Annotated in this window: 15 protein-coding genes; 5 read left to right on the forward strand and 10 right to left on the reverse strand. The window is 68.3% G+C overall.

All coding sequences use genetic code 11. From position 1 onward, the window contains the following. Positions 1 to 101 precede the first annotated feature (101 nt). Positions 102 to 4,643, forward strand: coding sequence for a PAS domain-containing protein (locus H3H36_RS15350; protein WP_182218962.1), 4,542 nt, complete (start codon positions 102 to 104; stop codon positions 4,641 to 4,643). Beyond that, the gene (locus H3H36_RS15355; protein WP_182218963.1) at positions 4,640 to 5,587 is read left to right on the forward strand and encodes a diguanylate cyclase domain-containing protein; all 948 of its coding nucleotides are present in this window, start codon (positions 4,640 to 4,642) and stop codon (positions 5,585 to 5,587) included. Before H3H36_RS15350 ends, H3H36_RS15355 begins: the two co-directional genes overlap by 4 nt. Before the next feature lie 14 nt (positions 5,588 to 5,601). Here H3H36_RS15355 and H3H36_RS15360 read toward each other — a convergent pair whose 3' ends face one another. The 3 genes from H3H36_RS15360 to H3H36_RS15370 are packed head-to-tail and all read right to left on the reverse strand — an operon-like array spanning position 5,602 to position 8,421. Then, a complete protein-coding gene (locus H3H36_RS15360) occupies positions 5,602 to 6,069 on the reverse strand; it encodes a MaoC family dehydratase (protein WP_182218964.1) in 468 nt (155 codons plus the stop codon). Between the two features lie 11 nt (positions 6,070 to 6,080). Further along, complete coding sequence (locus H3H36_RS15365; protein WP_182218965.1) at positions 6,081 to 7,220, reverse strand: acyl-CoA dehydrogenase family protein; 1,140 nt, start codon at positions 7,218 to 7,220, stop codon at positions 6,081 to 6,083. Positions 7,221 to 7,230: 10 nt separating this feature from the next. Beyond that, a complete protein-coding gene (locus H3H36_RS15370) occupies positions 7,231 to 8,421 on the reverse strand; it encodes an acyl-CoA dehydrogenase family protein (RefSeq protein ID WP_182218966.1) in 1,191 nt (396 codons plus the stop codon). 200 nt (positions 8,422 to 8,621) lie between these two features. On the opposite strand from H3H36_RS15370, the gene H3H36_RS15375 reads away from it, so the two are divergent. Beyond that, positions 8,622 to 11,825, forward strand: a complete 3,204-nt coding sequence (locus tag H3H36_RS15375; RefSeq protein ID WP_182218967.1) for a DUF4214 domain-containing protein — start codon at positions 8,622 to 8,624, stop codon at positions 11,823 to 11,825. 39 nt (positions 11,826 to 11,864) lie between these two features. On the opposite strand, the gene H3H36_RS15380 is transcribed toward H3H36_RS15375, so the two are convergent. The 4 genes from H3H36_RS15380 to H3H36_RS15395 form a co-directional block, all read right to left on the reverse strand. After that, the gene (locus H3H36_RS15380) at positions 11,865 to 14,003 is read right to left on the reverse strand and encodes a gluconolaconase (protein ID WP_182218968.1); all 2,139 of its coding nucleotides are present in this window, start codon (positions 14,001 to 14,003) and stop codon (positions 11,865 to 11,867) included. A 341-nt stretch (positions 14,004 to 14,344) separates the two neighbouring features. Beyond that, entirely contained in the window at positions 14,345 to 16,597 is a 2,253-nt protein-coding gene (locus tag H3H36_RS15385) for a carboxy terminal-processing peptidase (protein WP_182218969.1), read from the reverse strand. Between the two features lie 188 nt (positions 16,598 to 16,785). Then, on the reverse strand, positions 16,786 to 17,331 hold the full coding sequence (locus H3H36_RS15390) for a hypothetical protein (RefSeq protein WP_182218970.1): 546 nt from the start codon (positions 17,329 to 17,331) through the stop codon (positions 16,786 to 16,788). A gap of 25 nt (positions 17,332 to 17,356) precedes the next feature. Continuing rightward, complete coding sequence (locus H3H36_RS15395) at positions 17,357 to 17,908, reverse strand: thymidine kinase (RefSeq protein WP_182218971.1); 552 nt, start codon at positions 17,906 to 17,908, stop codon at positions 17,357 to 17,359. A gap of 230 nt (positions 17,909 to 18,138) precedes the next feature. Between H3H36_RS15395 and H3H36_RS15400 the strand changes: the two genes are divergently transcribed. Both H3H36_RS15400 and H3H36_RS15405 read left to right on the forward strand, forming a co-directional pair. Beyond that, complete coding sequence (locus H3H36_RS15400) at positions 18,139 to 19,506, forward strand: pyridoxal-phosphate dependent enzyme (RefSeq protein ID WP_182218972.1); 1,368 nt, start codon at positions 18,139 to 18,141, stop codon at positions 19,504 to 19,506. Then, on the forward strand, positions 19,503 to 20,699 hold the full coding sequence (locus tag H3H36_RS15405; RefSeq protein WP_311196638.1) for a trans-sulfuration enzyme family protein: 1,197 nt from the start codon (positions 19,503 to 19,505) through the stop codon (positions 20,697 to 20,699). Before H3H36_RS15400 ends, H3H36_RS15405 begins: the two co-directional genes overlap by 4 nt. 1 nt (position 20,700) lies before the next feature. Here the strand turns inward: H3H36_RS15405 and H3H36_RS15410 are convergent, their stop codons facing one another. The 3 genes from H3H36_RS15410 to H3H36_RS15420 are packed head-to-tail and all read right to left on the reverse strand — an operon-like array spanning position 20,701 to position 24,266. Further along, positions 20,701 to 21,165 carry a YbaK/EbsC family protein gene (locus tag H3H36_RS15410; protein ID WP_182218973.1) on the reverse strand — a complete coding sequence of 155 codons (465 nt, stop codon included), beginning with the start codon at positions 21,163 to 21,165 and terminating at the stop codon, positions 20,701 to 20,703. Positions 21,166 to 21,192: 27 nt separating this feature from the next. Further along, a complete protein-coding gene (locus H3H36_RS15415) occupies positions 21,193 to 23,406 on the reverse strand; it encodes a penicillin acylase family protein (protein WP_220459749.1) in 2,214 nt (737 codons plus the stop codon). A gap of 32 nt (positions 23,407 to 23,438) precedes the next feature. After that, a complete protein-coding gene (locus tag H3H36_RS15420) occupies positions 23,439 to 24,266 on the reverse strand; it encodes a hypothetical protein (RefSeq protein WP_182218974.1) in 828 nt (275 codons plus the stop codon). Positions 24,267 to 24,347 lie beyond the last annotated feature (81 nt).

Genomic DNA, 24,347 nt, shown 5'->3' on the forward strand with positions numbered 1-24,347 from the left:
CTTTCTCAAACCGCCGCGCTGGGCTACTATCGTGCTGCCAGCGTTTTCGCAGCCCACCGGGGGGCCGCGCCGCCGCCACCGGCTCACTTGGGGTTCACGCATTGCCAGTACACGCCAGTCCATCCCTGCCCTCGATACGCTCGCAGATTGCGCTGCTGGTGCTGGCCTGCGCGCTGCCCACCGTGATCGGTTTCGCCGCCCTGGTCAGCCAGCTCTATGGCCGCGAGCACGCGGCGCTGCGCGAGGATACGCTGGAAGTGGCGCGCGCGGTGGCGGCCGCCATCGACCGCGACCTGGCCCAGAGCGCCAGCGCGGCCCAGGCCCTGGCCACCTCGCCCAGCCTGCAAAGCGGCGACCTGACCAGTTTTCGCGAACAGGCGGCCCGCCTGCTGGTGCCCCAGTTTCCCGGCTCCCGCTTCCTGCTCAGCGACAGCCGCGGCGCGCTGCTGCCGGCGCCCGATGAGACGGTGGCCAGCGCCTTCGGCGCGCGCCGCAACCAGGCACGGCTGCGCGCCCTGCTGGCCGCTACACCGGACACGGCCAGCGCCGCGCCGCCGCAGCCGGCCGTCTCAGTCGTGTACGACCATGACCAGGCCCTGCTGGCGATCGACGTGCCGGTGCGCCACAACGGCAAGCTGCGCTACGCGCTGACCGTGCTGCTCAAGCCGGACCGGCTGGCCCGGACCCTGATCGAGGAGCATGTCACCAGCCGCCACAGCGTGGCCCTGTACAACCGCGATGGCGTGCTGGTGGCCCACTACGGCAGCGGCGGCAACGTGGTGGGCCAGCTCGCGCCGCCCGCGCTGCGCATGCAACTGGGCCTGGCGCATGAATCGCTGCGCGACACCCGGGCCGCCGACGGCACCCCGATCTACCTGGGCCTGAACCGGGCGCCGGCCAGCGGCCTGGCCGTGGCCGTGGCCGCGCCCCAGGCGCTGGCCAATGACCGCTTGCTGCAAACGGTGGGCACGGTGTCGGTGCTGCTGGCGCTGCTGCTGGCGATCGGCTTCACGCTGGCGTGGGTGGTGGGCGGGCGCATCAGCCGTTCCGTGCGCGCCTTGCTGGGGCCGGCCCAGGCGCTGGCCAGCGGCGCCCCGTTCACGCTCGAGCGCATGACGTTCAGCGAGGCGCAGGCCGTGGGACTGGCCCTGCGCTCGCTGGAAGGCGATCTGCAGCGCCACCGCACGGAACTGGCCGCGCTGGTGGCCGAGCGCACCGCCCAGCTGGAGCGGGAACGGGCCCAGCTCGAAACCCTGTACGCCACCGCGCCCGTGGGCCTGAGCTACGTGGACCCGCAATTGCGGGTGGTGCGCATCAACGACTACCTGGCCGCCTACAACGCCCGGCCCGTGGCGGCCCACCTGGGCCAGCCCATCATGGCCATGATCACCGACCCCGAGGTGCGGCGCAGCGTGCTGCACGACTATGGCACCGTGCTGCAGACCGGCAAGCCGCTGGTGGGCATCGAACGGACCGGCGTGAGCGCGGCCGCGCCGGGGCGCACCAGCCACTGGATCGTCAGCTACTACCCGCAGTTCGACGCCGACGGCGCCATCGCCGGCATCACCAGCCTGCTGCTCGACATCAGCGAACTGAAGCGGGCCGAAGCGGCGCTGCGCCAGTCGCGCCAGTTGTTCCAGTCCGTGGTCGAGCACATGCCGGCCACCATCTTCGTCAAGCGCGCCTCCGACCTGCGCTACGAGATGTTCAACCGCTACGGTGAAACACTGCTGGGCCTGCAGCGCGCCGACGTGCTGGGCAAGACCGACTACGAGATCATGCCCGCCGCCCAGGCCGAAGCCTTCGGCGCCGACGACCGGCGCGTGCTGGCCTCGGGCCAGGTGAGCGAACTGGAACAGGAACTGGTGACGGCCGACGGCGCCCCGCCCCACTTCCTGACCACGCGCAAGGTGGCGCTGCGCGACGAGCATGGCCAGGTCACCCATTTGCTGGGCATCGCGCTCGACATCACGGAACGGCGCCGGGCCGAGGCCGTGCTCCATTCCACGGCCGAACGGCTGGCCCAGAGCGAGCAGTTCCTGCGCGCCGTGACCGACAACCTGCCCGGCATGGTGGCCTACTGGGACGCCCACCTGCAATGCCGCTTCGCCAACCGCTACTTCCTCGAATGGCACAGCCGCGACGCCGGCCAGGTCATCGGCGCGCGCATGACCGAGGTGCTCGACAGCGCCCGCTACGCCCTGTGTGCGCCGCACGTGGCCGGCGCCCTGGCCGGCATGGCCCAGGGCTTCGAGAGCCAGCTGGCGTGGCCCTCGGGCGCCATCAGCTACACCTGGGTCAACTTCATTCCCGACCACGACGAACAGGACCAGGTGCGCGGTTTCTTCGTGCTCGAATCGGACGTGACGGAACTGAAGGAGACGGAACTGCACCTGCAGCAACTGAACGACGAATTGCGGCTGGCGCGCGACAAGGCCGAAGCGGCCAGCCGGGCCAAGAGCGCCTTCGTGGCCAACATGAGCCACGAGATCCGCACCCCGATGAACGCCATCATCGGCCTGGCGCGGCTGCTGCAGGACGCGCCGCTGGCCCAGCGCGAGCGCAGCTACCTCGACAAGATCCAGCTGGCCACCCAGTCGCTGCTGTCGCTGGTAAACGACGTGCTCGACATCTCGCGCATCGAATCGGGCCAGCTGGTGCTCGAAGCGGTGCGCTTCCAGTTCGAGCATGTGCTCAACAGCGTGAGCGTGATGGTGGCCGCCAGCGCCTGGGACAAGGGCGTGGAACTGGTGTACGACATCGACGCGCGCGTGCCGCGCGAACTGGTGGGCGACGCCATGCGGCTGCAGCAGTTGCTGCTCAACCTGGTCAGCAACGCCATCAAGTTCACGCCGCAAGGCGAAGTGCGGCTGTCGGTGGCGCTGCTGGCCAGCACCGCGGCCGAGCTCACGCTGGAGTTCGTGGTACGCGACACGGGCATCGGCATCACGGCCGAACAGCAGGAACACATCTTCGATGCCTTCTCGCAGGGCGACAGCAGCACCAGCCGCAAATACGGCGGCGCCGGCCTGGGGCTGGCCATCTGCCGCCGCATCGTCCAGCTCAAGGGCGGCACGCTCACCGTGGACAGCGCGCCCGGCCAGGGCGCCGCGTTCCGCGCCGTGTGCGCGTTCCGGCGCGCCGAGCCGCACGATGGCGGCTGCCGGCCCGATAGCGACGCCCTGCGCGGCCTGCGCCTGCTGGTGGCCGACGACAACGCCAGCGTGCACGCCGCGCTGCGCCGCACGTGCGCCGCCTTTGGCTGGCAAGTCAGTGGCGTCGCCAGCGGCGCCGCCGCGCTGGCCCTGCTGGCGCTGGATGACGGCGCCGCCCCGTTCGACCTGCTGTTGCTCGACTATGACGCGCTGGGCGCCGGCGATGGCGGCCTGCTGGCCCAGGCCCGCGCCGCCGGCGCGGCCTTGCCGCCCGTGCTGCTGATGGTGCCCGAGCACCACAGCGCCAACCTGGCCCACGATTGCGCGGCGCTGGGCGCGGCCGGGGTGCTGGCCAAGCCGGCCACGCCGCCCCGGCTGCTGGCGGCCGTGCGCGCCGTGCGCCAGCCGGCCGCGCCAGCCATCGCCCTGCCCTCGCACGCCCTGCAGGACCGCCTGGCCGGTATGCGCCTGCTGCTGGTGGAGGACAACCCGATCAACCAGGAAGTGGCCCAGTACCTGCTCACCCACGCGGGCGCGCAGGTGACCCTGGCCGGCAACGGCGAACAGGCGCTGGAACTGCTGCAGCAGGCGCCCGAGCGCTACGACGCGGTGCTGATGGATATCCAGATGCCCGTCATGAACGGCTACGACGCGACCGCGGCCGCGCGCCGGCTCGGCCTGGGCCTGCCCATCATCGCCATGACGGCCAACGTGATGGAGGAAGACTTGCGGCGCGCCACCGAGGCCGGCATGGACGCCCACGTGGCCAAGCCGATCGACATCGAGCAATTACTGGGCACCCTGGTCCGGCTGGCGCCCCAGGCGATCCGCCACGCGGACCAGGGCCAGGCCGCCGTCGTCGTGGAAGGCGATGGCATCGATCCAGCCGCGCCGGCCGAACTGCCCGGCATCGACCTGGCCGCGGCCTTGCCGCGCATGGGCGGCAATTTCGGCGCGCTGGCCCAGCTGCTGCGCCGCTTTGTCCAGTCGCAGGGTGGATCAGTGGCCGAAGTGCGGCAGTTGCTGGCGGCGGGCCAGCGCCAGCAGGCGGGCCAGGCGCTGCACCGGCTGCGCGGCGTGGCCGCCAACCTGGGCGCCAGCGACGTGGCCCGCTGCGCGGCCCAGGTGGAGGCGGCGCTCCATGATGGCCATTCCGAACAAGTGGCGCCGCTGCTGGCGGCCCTGCAGGCGGCCCTGGCGACGGTGGCCGACGGCGCCCGCCGGCTGCCGGCCACCGTCGCCGGGCGCGCCGCGCACGAGTTCGACGACGCCAGCGCGACGACGTTAATTGCAACACTGGTGCAACTGCAAGATTTACTTCAGAATAACAACTTGAAAGCCCTGGCCGTGTTCCAGTCGCTGCGCCCGCGCCTGGACGCCGTGGACGGCACGGCAACGGCGTCCCTGGCCGAGGCCGTGGAGACACTGCGCTTCAGGGAAGCCGGACAACTGGTCCACACTTTGTTGCAACAAAAGGAATTCGCATGAGCTGGACCGACCTCGCCGTCAACGGCCGCATCCTGATCGTGGACGATGCCATGGAAAACGTGCAGGTGCTGTACCAGGCCCTGCGCGACGAGCAGGAAGTGCTGTTCGCGCTCGACGGCCCGACGGCCATCGAGATCGCGCGCCAGCAACTGCCGGACCTGATCCTGCTGGACGCCGTGATGCCCGGCATGGATGGCTACGCCGTGTGCGCCGCGCTGCGCGCCACGCCGGAAGTGCAGGACATCCCCATCATGTTCGTGACGGCCCTGAGCCAGCCCGAGGACGAGACGCGCGCGCTGGAAGCGGGCGCCGTGGACTTCATCAGCAAGCCGTTCAACGTGGCCGTGGTGCGGGCGCGCGTGCGCACCCAGCTCACCGTCAAGCGCCAGGCCGACGCCATGCGCGAACTGACCCTGACGGACGCGCTGACGGGCGTGGCCAACCGGCGCCACTTCAACGACACGCTGGAGCTGGAATGGCGCCGCTGCGCGCGCAGCGGCATGCCGCTGGCGGCCATCATGATCGACATCGACCACTTCAAGCACTACAACGATGCCTACGGCCACCAGGCCGGCGACCTGTGCCTGCAAAAGGTGGCGGCAGCCATGAAGCAGTGCGCGTCACGCCCGCAAGACCTGCTGGCGCGCTACGGCGGCGAGGAATTCATCCTGCTGCTGCCGCAGGAGGGAGTGGCCGGCGCCACGGCCGTGGCGCGCCGCATCCTCGACGAGGTGGACGCGCTGGCCCTGCCCCACGCAGCCTCGCCCACCAGTTCCGTGGTGTCGGTCAGCATGGGCGTGGCGGCGATCGAGCCGGGTGAATCGGCCGGCGCCGACCTGCTGATCCGCAGCGCCGACGAACAGCTGTACCGCGCCAAGCAGCACGGCCGCAACCGCTATTGCGTGGCCAGCGCCGGCGACGCGCCGGCCCGTCACAGCGCCTGAGGCGGCGCCGCCATTCAGCTGGTGGCGGCGGGCGGGCGGCGCGCGTACATGCCCATGCCGTCCACCGTGCAGACCAGCTCACCGTGCTGGTTACGCGCTTCCCACACGGACCACACAATGCCCCGGTCCGGCCGCGACGCCGACGCCCGCGTGTCCTTAGTCCGGTACAGCACCGCCAGCGTGTCGCCAGCGCGCACCGGCAACAGCCAGCGCACGCCATCGAGGCCGGGCGACCCCATGCCCGCCGCCTGCGACAGCAAGTTATCGACCACCATGCGCATCATCATGCTGCACGTGTGCCAGCCGCTGGCGATCACGCCGCCATAGATGGAGGCGGCCGCCGCGTCGTGGTCGACGTGAAACGGCTGCGGGTCGAACGCGCTGGCGAAGGCGATGATCTCCTCCTCCGTCACGTGGCGCGTGCCGAGCGCGATCTCCTGCCCGGCGTGGAAATCCTCGAAGTACCATTGCAGCGGTGCCATGGCCGTGCCCCTCACGCGTGCTGCCGGAAGGCCGGCTGGGCGATGAAGCGTTCCAGGTGATGGTCGGCGTCACCGAGCGTGACATCGATCATGGTCAGGCGCTTGAAGTGGTGGGCCGCCGGCAGCTCGTCCGTCACGCCCATGCCGCCGTGCAGCTGCACGGCCTGCTGGCCGACGAACCTGGCGGCCTGGCCGATGCGGGCCTTGGCGGCCGACACCGTGCGGCGCCGCTCCTCCACGTCGCCGGAACCGACCTTGGCGGCGGCCAGCATGGCCATCGAACGGGCTTGCTCGAGGTGGATGAACATGTCGGCCATGCGGTGCTGCAGGGCCTGGAACTTGCCGATCGGGGCGCCGAACTGCGCGCGCGTCTTCAGGTAGTCGAGCGTGGCGGCGAAGATGGCGTCCATGGCGCCCACCGCTTCCGCGCACAGCAGCGTGGCGCCGTAGTCGGCCGCCGCGTCCAGGATATCCCAGCCGGCGCCCGCCTGGCCCAGCAGGGCCGAGGCCGGCACGGCCACCTCGCGCAAGGTGACGGTGGCGGCGCGCTGGCCGTCGATGGTGCGGTAATCGCGCACGGTGACGCCGGCCGCGTCGGCCGGCACCACGAACAGCGAGATGCCGTCCGTGTCGCGCTGGGCACCGGCGCTGCGGGCCGAGACGATCAAGGCGCCGGCCTGGCCGCCGTGGATCACCACCGTCTTGCCGCCGTCGATCACGTAGCCGTCGCCGGCCGCGCGGGCCGTGGTGGCAATGTCGTTCAGGTCATGGCGCGCGCCCTGCTCGCCGAGCGCGCACGCCAGTTTCAGCGTGCCGCCGGCCACCTGTTCCAGCAGCGCGTCGTGGCCGCCGGCCAGCTTGAGGAACTGGGCGCCCAGCACGGTGGCGAAATACGGTTCCACCACCAGGCCGCGGCCCAGCTCCTGCATCACCAGCAGCAGGTCCACGGCGCTGCCATCGAAGCCGCCCTGCGCTTCCGGCACGGGCAGCGCCAGCATGCCCAGCTCCGTCAGCGTGGCCCAGGCCGCGTCGGACACGCCGGCCGGGGAATGGATGATCTGGCGGCGCGCGTCGAAACCGTAGTCCTTTTCCACCCAGCGGCGCAGGGCGTCGGCGAATTGCTGCTGTTCTTGGTTGAAAGTAAAGTCCATCGCCATCCCCTCACAGTCCCAGGATCATCTGGGTGATGATGTTTTTCTGAATCTCGTTCGAGCCGCCGTAGATCGACGTCTTGCGGAAATTGAAGTAGTAGCCGGCCAGCGGCGCGGCCGCATCGTCGCCCGTGAGGCTGTGCTCGGCCTTGCCCTCCAGGTAATCCGTGTCGAACGGCAGCGCGTCCGGGCCCAGCGCCTCGAGCATCAGTTCGGTCAGCAGCTGCTGGATTTCCGAGCCGCGCACCTTGAGCATGGACGCTTCCGGCCCCGGCGTGTGCGAGGCCTGCGAGATCACGCGCAGCACCGTCGTCTCCAGCGCCATCAGCTCGATCTCGAGGCTGGCCACCTTGGCGGCGAACAGCGGGTCTTGCAGCAACGGCTTGCCGTGCTTGAGGTGTTCGGTCGCGATCTTTTTCAGGAACAGCAGCTCGCGCTTGGAGCGGCCCACGGCCGCGATGCCGGTACGTTCGTGGCCCAGCAAATACTTGGCGTAGGTCCAGCCCTGGTTCTCCTTGCCGATCAGGTTGGCCACCGGCACCTTGACGTTGTCGAAGAACACTTCATTCACTTCGTGGTCTTCATCGAGCATGATGATGGGGCGCACCGTGATGCCGGGCGTCTTCATGTCGATCAGCAAGAAGGAGATGCCTTCCTGCTTGCGCACGTTGGGGTCGGTGCGCACCAGGCAAAAGATCATGTCGGCGTGCTGGCCCAGCGTGGTCCAGGTCTTCTGGCCGTTGACGATGTAATGCTCGCCCACGCGCTCGGCCGTGGTCTTCAGCGAGGCCAGGTCGGAGCCGGAGCCGGGTTCGGAATACCCCTGGCACCACCAATCCTCGCACGACAGGATGCGCGGCAGGTAATACGCTTTCTGTTCCGCGTTACCGAAGGCCATGATGACGGGCGCCACCATGTTGATGCCGAACGGCAGGATGGGCGGCGTGCCGGCGCGCGCGCACTCCTCGTCCCAGATGTGGCGCCAGGTGGCGTTCCAGCCCGTGCCGCCATATTCAACGGGCCAGGCCGGCGCGGCCCAGCCCTGCCTGGCGACGATGCGGTGCCAGCGCACGTAATCATCCTTTTGCAGGCGCAGGTGCTGGCGTACCTTCTGCTGCAAGTCGCTGGGCAAATTCGCTGCGAGGAAGGCGCGCACTGTGTCGCGGAACGCCAGATCCTCGGCCGTATAGTTCAAATCCATGCTGTCTCCTCCTGTGCGGCAATAAAAAAGCACGACCGTTCCAAATGATTGTACCGCACATGGCCTCCAGAACAAGCGCCTTTTTTAACTCTCCAGAAACAAATTCCTGGCACGGCAATCGCATATAAAATCCATAACCATGCTAAACTGACAATTCCAACATTGATCTTGATCAGCCGCCCTTTTTGATTGGAGTTCCCATGGCCACGACAAACGATTACACAACAGTTGTGCAGCAACTCTACCTGGCCTATTTTGGCCGCCCGGCCGATCCGATCGGCCTGGGAAACATGGAGGCGGCGCTGCTCGCCGGCGCCGCCCCCACCACCATCGCCGACTTCAACGCAGCCTACGCGGCCGGCGGCGTCGTCAAGACCTTGCTGGACAACTTTGGCAACAGCCCGGAATCGAGCGCGCTCTACACGGGCGATGACAGCCAGTTCATCACCGCCATCTACAACAACGTGCTGGGCCGCGCGCCGCTGGTCAACGGCCTGGCGTTCTGGACCGACGCGCTGCACAACCATGACATGACGCGCGCGCAAGCGGCCGTGCAGATCATGGCGGCGGCCGTCAAGCCGGGCGGCAGCGCGGCCGATGCGGCCACCGTGGCCGGCCGGCTGGCCATGGCGAGCTTGTTTACGAGCGAACTGGTGACGCTGCAGGACGTCAGCTACTACGTAGGCCAGCAATCGGCCCAGGAAGTGCGCGACCTGGTGCGCCTGTACGCCGGCACCGGCGACGCCACCGCGCTGCGCGCCGTGATCGATGACTTCCTGGCCACCCACCACGCCCCCATCCCGATGGGCATCACTGTCACGCTGGTGCACGGCCCTGACACCGTCACGGGCGGCGCCGGCAACGACAGCGTCAACGCACCCAGCGACGCGACGGCCGGCGACACCCTGGAGGCGGGCGACAGCATCGACGGTGCCGGCGGCCGCGATACGCTATACCTGGCCACGCAAGGCGCGCTGACGACGGGTGCCACCGTCAAGAACGTGGAGACGGTCAACCTGAGCAGCACCCATGCCATCACGGCGGCCGACGTGTCCGGCTGGACGGGCCTGGGCACGCTCACCATCGCCGGCGCAGGTGACGTCGGCGGCGTGCTGGCCGCCTCCACCACGGACGTGTTCGTCGCCGCCGGCCAGGGCGCCCTGACCCTGGACGGCGGCCACAACGTGGTGGCCCGCACCGTGCACGGCGACATCACCATCGGCGCCGGCCAGGCCGCCAGCGGCACCGTGAACGCGTCCAACAACGCCGCCGGCGGCGCCATCAGCGTGAACGCGGCCGGCTTTGCCACGCTGGTGGCGCAGGATGGCCCCATCCACATTACGGGCACCACCGGCTTCGTGGCCAGCGCCTACACGGCAGTGTCCCTGGCGGAGCGCAGCGCCCACCTGGCCGCGCAAGCGAGCGCCAGCGCGGCCGTGGCCGCGGCCCAGGCCAGCGGCGACGCGGCCGCCCTGGCCGCCGCCACGGGCGCCCTGAACGCCGCCAACGCCACCGTCCAGGCCGACGCGCTTGCCGCAGCATCGGCCGCCCACGTGGTGGTGACGGCCACCAGCAACACGGCGCTGACCACGGCCACGCTCCGTGGCAACTACGGTTCCAGCGGCAACGCCATCACGGACGCTTCGGCCCAGCACAACACGCTGGCCAACGTCACGCTCGACAATGCGGGCGCCACCACCATCACGGGGCAAGCGCTCGGCAACGTCTACGCCACCGGCATGACGGACGATGTCACCATCGTCAACAGCAAGGCCGGCCACGCCACCACGCTGACCCTGACCGGGGTGGCCGGTGGCGTCTACACGGACGATGGCGCGGCCAGCGTCAACCTGGTGACCCTGGCCACCCCCAGTGCGCTGGGCGGCCTGCACGTGGCCGGCGCCAGCACCATCACCATCAGCGGCGCCGCCGGGGTGGACCTGGGCAACCTGAGCGCGGCGGCCAATGCCGTGATCGACGCCAGCGGCTCCATGGGGGACAACGGCGCCACCGTCACGGCCACCCAGTCGTACCTGGGCGGCAGCGGCGCCGACACGGTGCGCACGGGGCTGGCCGCGCAAACGGCGGCCGTCAACGGTGGCGCCGGCGCTGCCGACAAACTGATCCTCACCGGCAGCGCCAACGGCAGCGGCGCGGCAGCGGCCTTGTTCAGCGGCTTTGAAGTGCTGCAGGTCGAGAACGGCGTGGTGGCCAAGGTGAACGACTTCAGCCATTCCGCGTTCAGCGCGGTGCTCCTGGGCGGCGATGCGGAAGTGGACGGCCTGAACGCCGGCCAGGCCGCCCATGTCGCGCTGCTGGGCGGCAACCAGGCGATCGTGCTGGGCGTGGACAGCAGCGCCCCGGCCGGGCAGCCCGCCGTCGTCACACTCACCAACGCGACGGCCGCCACCACCCTGCTCGCGCCATCGCTGGCCGGCGTGGGCACGTTGAACCTGCTCGACAGCAAAGCCATGACCATCACATCGCTGACCGGGGCGCCAGCGCTGGACACCATCAACGCCAACGGTTCCGGCGATCTCAGCATCACCACCGGCGCCCTGGCGCTTGGCCCGGGCACCGTGATCGATGCGCACCTGACCACGGGCGCCGTCACCGTCGACGCCAGCGCCTCCAGCGCCAACGGCGTGCGCGTGACCGGCAGCAGCCGGGGCGCCAACCACCTGACGGGCAATGCCAGCCACGAGAACTTCCTCACCGGCGGCAACGGCGGCGACATCCTGCAAGGCGGCACGGCGGCCGATGTCCTCGTCTCCGGCAACGGCAACAACACCATCACCGGCGGTGGCGGCAATGACCACATCGCCGCCGGCGACGGCGACAACACCATCGATGCGCGCGGCACGGGCGCCTCGAACATCGCGGCCGGCAATGGCAGCAACGTGATCACGGGCGGCAGTGGGGCCGACCTCATCGAGGTCGGCAGCGGCGCCAACCGGATCACGGGCGGCGGCGGCGCCGACGTGTTGAGCTTCGGCCATCATGCGACCGGGGTCGTCGACCAACTGGTGTACGCTGCCTTGGGCGGGGTGGCCGACACCGGCGCCGCCATCGCCGCCAATGGCAAGCTGGGCGGAGTGGACATCGTGACGGGCCTGCATGGCGGCGACACCATCGATCTCGGCCAGGCCGCCGGCGCGCTGGCGCTCGATCTCGATGGGACCTACACCCACGCCGTGGCCGGCGGGACGGCCTCGGTGGAGCTCGTGCGCGGCAGCTATGTGGCCTCGACCGGGCAGTTCACCGCGGCGGCCGGCGGCGCCGACGCCATGCTGGCATGGGCCGACGGCAACCCGGACCATGGCACGGCTGCCATCGTCCTGGTCGGCTACGCGGGCGCGCCAGCGAGCACCCTGAGCGCCAGCGGAGTAATGACCCTGGGCTGACAGACCTGCGCCCGCCCGCGCCGGGCCGGCGAGCGCGTCTTAGCGCACGGCCAGGGCCAGGTCGCGCCCCCTGGTGGCCACATTACCCGCGTAATCGGCCGCCAGGATGCGCAACGTGTAGTCGCCCGGCGCCAGGTCGGCCACCCGCCAAGTGCCTGGCGTCACACTGCCGTTGATGAGCTTGTTGTTGAGCGCGTAGACGAAGCGCGTGCTGGTGCTGCCATAGACCGTGATGCCGCTGGCCTGGGCGTAGGCGAGCTTGATGGCTTGCCGGTTGCGCGGCAGGCGGTCGTAGAGCTGGGTGATGACGGGCTGCTCATACCCCGGCACGGGCGTGCCGTCGGCCCGCAGCAACTGGTAACCGAGCTTGTAGATGCCCAGCCGGCGCCGGGCCTGGTTGCCGTCCATCTGGTCGAACGCGTCGACGGCGATGCCCACTTCCCCGAGCGCGCGCGGCAGCAGCAGCCGGCCGCCCAGTTTGTCCTGGAGCGGCTGGCCGGCGCCGTCGAGCACGGCGATGCTGACAATCTGGGGTGGCACTGTGTCGCGCAAGCCCAGGAATGGCAGGCTCAGCGGATTGAGCGCGCCGCCATTGGGCGCGTAATCGAGATGTACATGGGCCATGGGGTTGACCGTGCCCAGCGTCTCGCCGGCGTCGAACCGCGTACCGCGCTTGATGCGGATGCGTTGCGGCTTGCCTTTCTCATCCTTGAGCAGCTGGAAGCGGCCATCGAGCACCCCATCCCTGGCGCCCCGTCCCACCCGCATGTGGATGTACACGAGATCGGCCAGCCCGAAGCCCTCCGACAGTTCACCATAGCCCCAGTTGGGCAACGGGTCGCTGACCTTGGCGGCCGCCACGGCCAGCACCGGCGTGCCGGGCGCGGCCTGCACGTCCAGTCCGGCGTGGAAATGGTCGCGGCTCTCGCCGTCGCGGTTGCCGCGCACCTCGCCCATCAGGCCCACCACCTCGTGCGGCTGTTGTTGCGGCTTGATGGGCCACAACATGGTGGCGCCATGGGCGGGGGCCGGCGCCGGCCCCCGCTCGGGTGGCGCCGGCTGGCCTGGCTGCGGCGGCGCCACGTGGTGCACACGGAAGGTGGCCGCGTCCGTCACGAACAGCGAGCCATCCGGGGCCAGCGCCATGCCGCGCGGCGCGTACAGGCGCACGCTGCCGTCGGCACCGTAGCCGGGCTGGGGCGGATGATCGACATCGACCAGGGCCGCCACCGCGCCCGTCGGCGTGATGCGGGCCACTCGGCCATGGCGGGCGCTGGCCACGTAGAGGTAGCCGTCGGCGGTGGCGGCCAGGGCCAGCGGGCTGCGCAACGGCGCGTCGCGCTCCCCTTCGGGCGCGGCGGCCACCGTGCTGACCTGGCCATCCTTACCCAGCTTGCGGATGGCGTCATTGGCCGTGTCGGCCACCAGCAGCTCGCCGCCGGCCGTGATGGCCAGCCCGCCGGGCGTATCGAAGCGGGCCTGGGCGCCGGGGCCATCGGCAAAGCCGGGCACGCCGTCGCCGGCCACCGTGGTGACGGTACCGTCCGGCGCGATGCGGCGGATGCGGTCGTTATAGCTGTCGGCCACGTAGACGGCGCCGTCGGCCGCCACGGCCACGGCCAGCGGGCCATTGAAGCGGGCACCAGCGCCCTTGCCGTCGCGGTAGCCGGCCATGCCGTCGCCGGCCAGCGTGGACACCTGGCCCTGCGGCGTGACCTTGCGGATGGCGTTGTTGCCCGTGTCGGCCACGTACAGATTGCCCCCGGCGTCGAGCGCCACGCCGGACGGCGTGTTGAAGGCGGCCGCCGTGCCATGGCCCTCGGCATAGCCCTCGGTGGAACCGGCCAGCGTGGTGGTACTGCCGTCCGGCGCGATCTTGCGGATGCTGTTGTTGTCGCCCCCATCGGCCACGTACAGGTTGCCGGCGTGGTCGCGCGCCACGCCGAACGGATCGGCGAAGCGGGCGCGCTGGCCGGGGCCGTCGTTGGCGCCGGGCTGGCCGTCGCCGGCCAGCGTGCTCACGCGCGCGGCCCAGTCGGGCAAGGTGGCCACGGGCTGCCCGAGCGCCACGGCGGACGGGCGCGTGTGCTGGACCACGGCGAACGCGGCCACGCCGCCGACGGCCGCCCCCACCAGGGCCACGCCGGCCAAGGCCAGTTTGATTTGATTGGGGGACACGCGGCAACCTTTCAATGTATGCAAGGGTATGCAGCTTACCTGAAGCGGGAGGCGCGAACAATCATGGCGGCGGCCGCGCACGCGGAAAAATGCCACGGAACAGCGCGCACAAAAAAAAGCCCGCTACGGGAGCGGGCTGAATCTATTTCCTTGGAGGAGAATAGAGGAGACAGGTGAATGATGCCGCATCGCACAAACTTAATCCAATTTAAGTTTGTGATGAGAGAAATTTCCCAAGCGCATAACTCCTGACCGCTTGGCAAAATTTTGAGAGCAAAAAAACATCGGCCCGGACGCGGCGGCGTCCGGGCCGATGGACGGGTGCCGAAGGCCGGCCCCGCTTATTTGTTCGCTTCGACGGCGTAGGGCAGCACGCGCGAAGCCATGCGGGTGTCCGTTTTCAGCAAGCCGACTTCGTCGGCCAGGATGTGCACGGCCTCGTTCAGCAGCACGTCCTTGGCGGCCTTGGCCGCTTTTTCCGCGTCCAGCTCGGCCGACAAGGCCCGCTCATCGGCCTGCAAGCCGTCATCCGTGCGCAGCGCGCCCTTCACGGCCGCCACCTTGGCACCGGCCTTGGCGCCGGCCTGCTTGAGCAGTGATTGTTGCTTGAGCAAGTCCTTGGGATCGGGCACCAACACCGGGTCGTCGCCGCCGGGCACGGCCGCCACGGCCAGGCGCGATTCACGCAGCTTGGCGCGCGCTTCCTGGGCGTCGCGCTCCTTGCGGCGCACGGTTTCGTTGAGCGAGATCAGGTTGTCCTTGCGCAGCTTCTTGGCCAGGTTGATGTCTTCCAGCAAATACTGGAAGTCCTTGTCCTTGGCCACCCGCGCCTCATGCTTCTTGTCCAGCAGCGGCACGATTTCCTTGAGCTCGCCGGCCGGGATGTAGGTGGCGGGACGGATCGAGGTCCACGGCAAGGCGTTGTCGTAGCTCGATTCGCCGAAGCTGTCGGAATCGGCCATCACGGGCAGCTTGATGTCGGGCGTGACGCCGCGCAACTGGGTGGTGCCGCCGTTGATGCGGAAGAACTGCGCCACCGTCATCTTCAGCTCACCGAGCCGGGCCTTGTCGCCCTGGGCGAAGCGGTCCAGGTTGATCAGCTGCTGCACCGTGCCCTTGCCGAAGCTGGGCTCGCCGATAATGATGCCACGGCCGTAATCCTGGATGGCGGCCGCGAAGATCTCGGACGCCGAGGCCGAACCACGGTTGATCAGCACGCCCACCGGGCCATCCCAGGCCAGGCCGGGATTGTTGTCGCTTTCCACTTCGATGCGGCCTTCGGCGTTACGCTGCTGCACCACCGGGCCGCGGTCGATGAACAGGCCCGTCAGTTCCACCGCCTCGTTGAGCGAGCCGCCGCCGTTGCCGCGCAGGTCGATGAGCACGTTGTCCACTTTTTCCTTCTTCAGCTCGCCCAGCAGGCGGGCCACGTCACGCGTAGCGCTCTTGAAGTTGGGGTCACCCTTGCGGCGCGCCTCGAAGTCCTGGTAGAAGGTGGGCAGCGCGATCACCCCCACGCGGCGCTTGGCCGTGCCGTCGCGCACCTCCAGGACGGATTTCTTGGCCGACTGTTCCTCCATGCTGATCTTCTTGCGCACCAGCGACAGCGACACGTGCTTGCCGTCCGGTCCGGCGTCGGCCGGCAGCACATCGAGCCGCACGGTGGAATCCTTGGGGCCGCGGATCAGGGCCACCACGTCGTCGATGCGCCAGCCCAGCACGTCCGTCATGGGCGAATTGTCGTCCTTGGCCACGGCCAGGATGCGGTCGCCCACCTTGATCTTGCCCGACAGCGCGGCCGGGCTGCCCGGCACCACTTCGCGCACCACCGTGTATTCGTCGCGCGTCTGCAGCACGCAGCCTATGCCTTCGAGCGACAGGCGCATGGCGATGTCGAAGTTCTCCGACGCGCGCGGGCCCAGGTAGTTGGTGTGCGGCTCGATCGACATGGCGTAGGCGTTCATGAAGATCTGGAACACGTCCTCGTTGTTGAGCTTGCGCGAACGGCTCAGGTAGTTCTCGTAGCGCTTGTCGAGCGTCTCGCGGATGGCCTTGTCGTCCTTGCCGGCCAGCTTCAGGCGCAGCCAGTCGTTCTTCACGCGCTTGCGCCACAGCTCCTTGATCTCGGCGTCCGTCTTGACCCAGTCGGCCTTCTCGCGGTCGTACTGGTAGCTTTCATCGACGGTGAAGTCGAATTTGGTCTTGAGCAATTCGCGGGCGTAGCCGATGCGCTCGTTGAAGCGCTGCTGGTACAGGTTGTAGATAGCGAACGGCACGCTCAGGTTCTCGCCGTTGATGGCGTCGTCGAGCCGGGTGCGCGAATTGGCGAACTGGTCCAGGTCAGGCTGGGTGAAGAACAGCTTTTCCGCGTCCAGCGACTTGAAATAGCGGTCGAAGATCTTTTCCGACATGGCGTCGTCCAGCGGCACGGCCTTGTAGTGGTAGCGCGACAGCACGCGCGACGCCCACAGCGCCGCCTGGGTCTGCTGCGGCAAGGGTTTGAGCTGGGTGTCGCCCAGCTTTTCCGTTTGCGCCGACATGGCGCTCAGCGATACGGACATGGCCAGCGCGACCAACAACATGTGCTTCTTCATCGGCGAACTCCGAACTGTGATGTGTACATGAAACTTCGCGGGATGCTCCGCGCAAGGAAACGGCAAGGCTGCGGCAATTTTTCCCGCTTCAATTCTACAGGATAGCACCGGCCGCACGACTCGTCGCGGCACAGTTTCCCCGCAAAGGCTTAAGCATAACTGAAGACGGCGCGCCAGCGCGCCCCGGATCAGCCCCACGCCCGGCCCCACTGGCGCCAGGCCAGCCACAGCGCGGCCAGGATCAGCAGGTAAGGCCAGGAGCGCAAGGCAATCTTCCAGTCCACCTTCGATGGCCAGCAGGCGAGGAACTGGGGCGCCACGGCGAACGCCAGCACCAGGTCCAGCCACTGGAAATGCCAGCCGGGCCGGGTGCGCCAGGCCGCCACCATCCAGGGCAGCAATACCACCAGGAACGGCGCCAGCGCGACCGGCGCCGCGTTATACCAGCGCACCCGCGTGAGCAGCACGGAACCGAGCTCCCAGCCCTGCCCCACCCGGCGCGGGATGATGGTGAAGGAACCGGGACGGGCCCCCGTCAGCAGGCCCACACTGAAATGGGCCAGCTCATGGCAAGCCGTGCCGGCTGCCGTGAACAGGAAAAAGAAGGGATGGCGGGCCGACAGCTGCCGGATCAGCAGCGCCAGCAGCACCGACGGGGCCAGGTACAGCAGCATGTCGCCATGCCGGCACAGCCAGGCCGGTGCCAGCGCGCCGCAACTGAGCAGGCTAGCCATGGCCGATTCCGGTGGTGGCCATGATTTACCCGGCGTAGAAACAGCGGCCACAAGCCTGGCGGTAACTTTCATTGCCGCCAATGCTGATCTGTTCGCCTTCCTTGATGCGCTTGCCCTGTTCGTCGACGCGGATATTCATGGTCGCTTTCTTTCCGCAAGTACAGATGTTCTTGAGTTCCTCGATGTCGTCGGCCAGCGCCAGCAGGTAGGCCGAGCCGGGGAACGGTTCGCCCAGGAAGTCCGTGCGCAAGCCATAGCAGATCACGGGTACGCCACGGGTCTGGGCCAGCTGGTGCAGCTGGCTGACCTGGCGCGGCGACAGGAACTGCGACTCGTCGATCAGCACGCAGGCCACCTTGGGCATATCGGTCAGGAAATCCGTGGCCGCCGTGAACACGTCCACTTCGCGCTGCGGCCCCAGGCGCGAGGTGACGCGGCCCACGCCGTAGCGGTCGTCGATGGCTGCCGTGTAGAGCCGCACCTGCTGGCCCTGTTCCTCGTAGTTATGCGCCACCTGCAACATTGCCGTGGATTTGCCCGCGTTCATCGCGGAGTACCGGAAATAAAGTTTTGCCACTGCTGCCAATTGCCTCTGTCGTTATGCCGTGCCGGCTGGCGGATTATAAACCGCCGTCCGCCAAAAAAGCGCATACTTGTTACACAGGCACACGGCCGATAAGGCAAGCTTGCATAAGCATACTCGGAATCATTCCTTCCCAGCGTGGCGGGGTTGACCTAGGATCGCTCCTCGTCACGAACAGCGCGGGCCGCCACCAGCGGCCGCGCCGGCGTTAGCCAGGAGCCACTATGCAACCACCCGCCCTCTTCCACTTGATCGGCAACACCCCGCTGGTCCAGGTCACCCGGCTCGACACCGGGCCATGCCAACTGTTCCTCAAGCTGGAATCGCAGAACCCCGGCGGCTCGATCAAGGACCGCATCGGCCTGGCCATGGTGCAGGCGGCCGAGGCCGATGGCCAGTTGCGCCCGGGCGGCACCATCGTCGAGGCCACGGCCGGCAACACGGGCCTGGGCCTGGCCCTGGTGGGCCGGCTCAAGGGCTACCGCGTGCTGCTGGTGGTGCCCGACAAGATGTCGCCGGAAAAAGTGCTGCACCTGAAGGCGCTGGGCGCCGAAGTGCGCACCACCCGCTCCGACGTGGCCAAGGGCCATCCCGATTACTATCAGGACTACGCGGCCCGGCTGGCGCGCGAACTGCCCGGCGCGTGGTATGCCGACCAGTTCAACAATCCCGCCAACCCGCACGCCCACGCCACCACCACCGGCCCCGAAATCTGGGAACAGATGCAGCACGACGTGGACGCCATCGTCGTCGGCGTCGGCTCCTCGGGCACGCTGACGGGACTCACGCGCTACTTCCGGCGCGTGCACCCGCCGCTGGAATTCGTGCTGGCCGATCCCAAGGGCTCCATCCTGGCCGACTACGTGCGCACGGGGCGCGCCAGCGACACCAGCGGCTCCTGGGCCGTGGAAGGCATAGGCGAGGATTTCGTGCCCGCCATCGCCGACCTGAGCGGCGTGCGGCAAGCCTACACGATCGAGGACCAGGAGAGCTTCGCCAGCGCGCGCGCCCTGCTGCGGGCCGAGGGCATTTTGGGCGGCTCGTCCACCGGCACCCTGCTCGCGGCCGCGCTGCGCTACTGCCGGGCGCAGACGAAACCCAGGCGCGTGGTCAGCTTCGTGTGCGACACGGGCACGCGCTACCTGTCCAAGCTGTACAACGACGGCTGGATGCACGACCAGGGCTTGCTGCCACGGGTGCCCACCCACGACCTGCGTGACCTGATCGGACGTCCCTACGACGAGGATGAAGTGGTCAGCGTGGCGCCCACCGACAGCCTGCTGGTGGCCTTCAACCGCATGCGCAGCGCCGACCTGGCGCAACTGCCCGTGATAACCCAGGGCCGGCTGGTGGGCATCATCGACGAATCGGACTTGCTGATGAAGGTGGACGACGATCCGGCCCACTTCGCCACGCCCGTGGGCGAGACCATGAGCGCGCGCGTGGAGACCCTCTCGCCCACGGCCGGCCTGCACGCCGTGCGCGCCACGCTGGACCGCGGCCTGACAGCCGTGGTGGCCGACGGCGACATCTTCTACGGCCTGATCACCCGCTTTGACCTCCTCAACCACTTGCGCAGGAAGCTATCGTGAACCAGTCCGACCATGGCCAACCGAAAGCGGCGCTGGCCACGCGCGTGATCCACGCCGGCCAGGCGCCCGATCCATCCACGGGCGCCATCATGCCGCCCATCTACGCCACCTCCACCTACGTGCAGGACAGCCCCGGTGTGCACAAGGGGCTGGACTATGGCCGCTCGCACAACCCCACGCGCTGGGCGCTGGAACGCTGCGTGGCCGACCTCGAAGGCGGCGCGCAGGGCTATGCCTTCGCCTCCGGCCTGGCCGCCATCTCCACCGTGCTGGAACTGGCCGACGCCGGCGCCCACATCGTGGCCGGCGACGACATGTACGGCGGCACCTACCGCCTGTTTGAAAAAGTCCGCCGCCGCAGCGCCGGCCACAGCTTCAGCTACGTGGACCTGACGCGGCCCGACTGCCTGCTGGCCGCGCTGCGCCCGGAAACCCGCATGGTGTGGGTGGAAACGCCCACCAACCCCATGCTCAAGCTGGCCGACCTGCAGACCGTGGCCGAGATCTGCCGCGTGCGCGGCATCATCGCCGTGGCCGACAACACCTTTGCCAGCCCCATGGTGCAGCGGCCGCTGGAATTTGGCTTCGACATCGTGGTCCACTCCACCACCAAGTACCTGAACGGCCACTCCGACATCATCGGCGGCATGGCCGTGGTGGCGGGCGAAGCACACCAGCACGCGTGGCGCGAGCAGCTGACATTTTTGCAGAACGCCGTGGGCGCCATCGCCGGACCGTTCGACAGCTTCCTGGCGCTGCGCGGCGTGAAGACGCTGGCGCTGCGCATGGAACGCCACTGCGCCAGCGCGCTGGAACTGGCGCGGTGGCTGGAAGCGCAGCCGGAAGTGCGGCGCGTGTACTACCCCGGCCTGGCCTCGCATCCGCAGCACGAACTGGCGCAGCGCCAGATGGCCGGCTTTGGCGGCATCATTTCGGTCGACCTGGACACGGACCTGGCCGGCGCGCGCCGCTTCCTGGAAAGCTGCCGGCTGTTCGCGCTGGCCGAAAGCCTGGGCGGCGTGGAAAGCCTGATCGAACACCCGGCCCTGATGACGCACGCCACCATCCCGCTGGCGCAGCGCACGGCGCTGGGCATCAGCGACAGCCTGGTCCGGCTATCGGTGGGCATCGAAGACGTGGACGATTTGCGGCGCGACCTGCGCGCCGCGCTGGACGCGATCCGGGCCGCCTGACTTACCGGGCCTGGCACACGTCGACCCAGGCGCCGGCCGTGATCTCGGCCATGTGCTGCGGGGTGATGCGCACGGCCGTGTGCACGCCGCCGGCGGCCGGCATCACTTCGTCGTAGGCGCGCAGCGACGTGTCGAGATAGACCGGCAACGGTTGCGCCAGTCCGAACGGACACACGCCGCCAACCGGATGGCCCGTCAATTCCATCACTTCCTCGGCCGGCAGCATCTTGCCCTTGCCCAGCGCGTCCTTGAACTTCTTGTTGTCGATGCGCGCGTCGCCGGCCGCCACCAGCACGATGGCGCGGCCATCGCCCAGCCGGAACGCCAGCGTTTTGGCGATGCGGCCCGGCTCCACGCCGTGGGCCTCGGCCGCCAGCGCCACCGTGGCCGTGTTCACTTCCAGTTCGATGATGGGCAGGTCCAACTCACGCGCCGCGAAAAACGCGCGTACCGATTCCAGACTCATTAGCTTTACCTTATGGTTATTCTGACTTTACTGACCGGGGTGATAGCGCCGTTCCAGGTGTTTTTCTACGTCTTCCTTGTAGAACAGCACGTCCTTGAATTCGCCGCGCGCGTACATGGCCGCTTGGTCGTTGAAGTGCGGCGAGGCCGGGTCGCCACTCTCGCCGCCGGCCAGGATGCTGCGCGCCTTGATGCGCGGCCCGAATTCCACGGCCGCCACGAAGCTGTTGCCACGCTCGCCGTAGATGCGCCTGGTGTTGGGCTTGGAGGTCATCCCGAACGCGGCCAGCGAGCCCCAGTTGGCCGATGCGAACGCCACCGGCAGGCTGGGCTTGCTGTCGTCGAACGGCTGCACGATGTCGCCCGTCAGGCGCTGGAAGCGGTTGATCTCGCCCCACGGCGTCTGCCAGCGGCCAAAGTCGGCGGCCAGCTTGTCGGAGGCGCGCACCAGCGCCGCCAGCCGCTCCGCCGGCGTGATGGCGCTGGCGATGTAGTCGAGCACCAGCACTTCCTTCGCGTGCGCGGCTGGTCCAAACGTGTCGGCCAGGTTCTGCGCCCAGTAGATGGCCAGCGAAGTGGGCACGGAGTCGAGCCCGAAACGCATGTCCCACCCGCGCAAGGCTGCGATCTGCGGCGCCAGCCTGGCCTTCAACGGGTCATCGCCAGGCAGGCTGTCGTAGTCCTGGAACAGCTTGGGCAGCAACGGTTCAAAGGCTGTTAACTTGCTGTCGTAGGCGGCGGCGATCAGGCTGTCGAGCGTGAGGTCTTTGGCATCCTTGAGCACCCGTACGGCGTGGATGCCGCGCGGATTCTCGGGGTTGACGGACATATAGGCCGGATAATCCTGCTGGCGCGGGCTGTAGTCGCCGGCCGCCGTGAACGGCCAATTGTTGGTGTTCTGTATCCAGCCGTTCTTCGGATTGAACAGCGTGATCGTGTCCCTGACCTCGTGCAGCCCCTTCCACTCGGTGGCAGGGTCGCTGCCATCGACCGGGTGGGTGAAATCGAAGCGCGGGTCGCGCACGGGGATGAAATTGCCGTGGAAGTAGGCGATATTGCCGTCCGCGTCCGCATACACGGTGTTGTTGGACGAATTGGTACGCAACTGCATCACCTTGTAGAACGCGGCGTAGTCGCGCGCCTTGGTGCGGCTGAACGATTGCGTGAGCGCGCGCATCGGATCGTTCATCAGGCGCACGGCCACCCACTTGCCGCCCGCCTCGCGCACGATGGGGCCGTGGTGGCTGTAATAAACGGTGATAACCTTGTTCGCCATGCCGTCGGCGGTCTTGTACGGCAGCGTGATGTCGACCGCCTTGAGCGCACGCCGCGCCTTGCCGTACTGGTAGAAGTAGCGGCCATCCTTTTCCGTCACCGTCTCCAGGTATTCGTCGATCACGTCGCCGCCGCCAGAGGTGTGCATCCACCCCAGCCGATCGTTGAAGCCCTGGTAGATGAAGAACTGGCCCCACGTCACGGCGCCATAGGCGTTCAGGCCTTCGCCGCTGCTGACGTGGACTTCGGGCCGGAAGTAGAACGAAGTGTGGGGGTTGATCAGCAACAGCGCATGGCCGTCGCGGGTCAGTTTCGGCGCGATGGCGAAGCCGTTGGAGCCGCTCGGCTCCTCGTCAAGATCACTGCCGACGTAGGCCACGGACACGTCAGCGCGCTTGCCATAGAACCGTTCCAGCTCCTTCAGGTCCACGTCCTCGATGTCGCCACCGATACTGCCTTCGCTGAAACTGAGCGCCATCCAGGGCTCGAAGCGGGTCAGCAATTGCGGTTTTACCTGGGGATGGGTGTACAGGTAGTAGTTCAGGCCATCGGCCCAGGCGTTCATCAGCTTCTTCAGCCACGCAGGGCTGGCGGCATACTGCGTCTGCAACTGCCGGGGGTTGATGAACAGCTTCATGCGCAGGTCGCGGTACAGGTCCGCCTCGCCCTTCACTTCCGCCAGCCGCCCCATGGCATTGATGAAATTGAGTTCCACCCGCTTGAAATCATCCTCAGCCTGGGCATACATCATGCCGAACACGGCGTCCGCATCCGTCTTGCCATACACGTGCGGGATGCCCCACTTGTCGCGCAGGATATCAACGCGCAGCGCCGTCCCCTGCCAGCGCGCCACGTCGGCGTGGGGCGCAGCGGCACTGGCGGCACTGGCGGCGGCAGGCGGCGCTGCCAGCGCGGCGCCCGCCGGCATGGCACACATCAGGGCGAACAGGGCATGACGATTCAGCATGGACAGGCTCCGTGTGGGATGGATGGGTAGCGTCAGGAAGCGTCGATCAGCGCCGCGATACGCTCCTGCAGCGCCGCGTTCTCGGCCTTCAAGGCCGCGTTGCGCTGCTTGAGGGTGGCGATTTCAGCGCGCAGCTGCTCCACTTCCGACAGCGGCTCATCGCCCTCCTTCGGTTCCCTGGGCGGCCGCATGGCGGCGCGCAGCTCGCGCACTTCCTTGGCGGCTTGCTGCAACTGCTTCTTGCCGCCGGCCACGGCCGCCACCTGCGCCGCTTCCGGCAGCGAAGCCACGGTGGCGGCGGCGTTGATGGAAATGGTGCCCGAGCGGACCGCCTCCACCAGCTCCGGCGTGGCCGTCTTCTGGATCTTCTCGATCTGGCTGATGGTGTTGCTGCTCAGGCGCGCGGCGCGCGCGATGTCCTCGCGCGAGGCCAGCGGCATGGCGGCCGGCCTGGCCGGTTTGGCCGACTCCTGATCCGGTTCGGGCGGCGCGATGGCCGCGTCCTCGGCCGCCGCCAGGGCCGCCAGTTCGGCCGCGCGCGCGGCCATGATTTCCTTCTTGCGCAAGGCCAGCACGCCGCGCTGGAAGTCCGACACGCTGCGCCGGCCCAGGTGATTGTCGATCATCCACAGCTTGACGTCGTCCAGGCTCTTGAAGCTGGTGTTCTCGGTGACCTTGAACGGCACCCCATGCTGCTGGCAGATTTGATAACGGTTGTGGCCATCCACCAGCACGTCGCCCCACAGCACGAGCGCGTCGCGGCAGCCTTCGACCAGGATGCTGCGCTCGAGCGCCGCATATTCCGCCTCGGTCAACGGGTCGATGTAACTGCGCAGTACATCGTTGATTTGAATTTGCATACTCCATCCTTGAATTACCGGCACGGCCATGGCCGTCCCGCATGCTACACCATCCGGGCGACGGCTGCCAAAGCGGCGCCG

Source organism: Rugamonas fusca (genome assembly GCF_014042365.1).
Taxonomy (GTDB): Bacteria; Pseudomonadota; Gammaproteobacteria; order Burkholderiales; family Burkholderiaceae_D; genus Rugamonas; species Rugamonas fusca.

Coding starts and splice junctions, on each gene's coding strand:
- H3H36_RS15355 (WP_182218963.1), top strand. CDS start 4,640: ATGAGCTGGACCGACCTCGCCGTCAACGGCCGCATCCTGATCGTGGAC.
- H3H36_RS15360 (WP_182218964.1), bottom strand. CDS start 6,069: ATGGCACCGCTGCAATGGTACTTCGAGGATTTCCACGCCGGGCAGGAG.
- H3H36_RS15365 (WP_182218965.1), bottom strand. CDS start 7,220: ATGGACTTTACTTTCAACCAAGAACAGCAGCAATTCGCCGACGCCCTG.
- H3H36_RS15370 (WP_182218966.1), bottom strand. CDS start 8,421: ATGGATTTGAACTATACGGCCGAGGATCTGGCGTTCCGCGACACAGTG.
- H3H36_RS15375 (WP_182218967.1), top strand. CDS start 8,622: ATGGCCACGACAAACGATTACACAACAGTTGTGCAGCAACTCTACCTG.
- H3H36_RS15385 (WP_182218969.1), bottom strand. CDS start 16,597: ATGAAGAAGCACATGTTGTTGGTCGCGCTGGCCATGTCCGTATCGCTG.
- H3H36_RS15390 (WP_182218970.1), bottom strand. CDS start 17,331: ATGGCTAGCCTGCTCAGTTGCGGCGCGCTGGCACCGGCCTGGCTGTGC.
- H3H36_RS15400 (WP_182218972.1), top strand. CDS start 18,139: ATGCAACCACCCGCCCTCTTCCACTTGATCGGCAACACCCCGCTGGTC.
- H3H36_RS15410 (WP_182218973.1), bottom strand. CDS start 21,165: ATGAGTCTGGAATCGGTACGCGCGTTTTTCGCGGCGCGTGAGTTGGAC.
- H3H36_RS15415 (WP_220459749.1), bottom strand. CDS start 23,406: ATGCTGAATCGTCATGCCCTGTTCGCCCTGATGTGTGCCATGCCGGCG.
- H3H36_RS15420 (WP_182218974.1), bottom strand. CDS start 24,266: ATGCAAATTCAAATCAACGATGTACTGCGCAGTTACATCGACCCGTTG.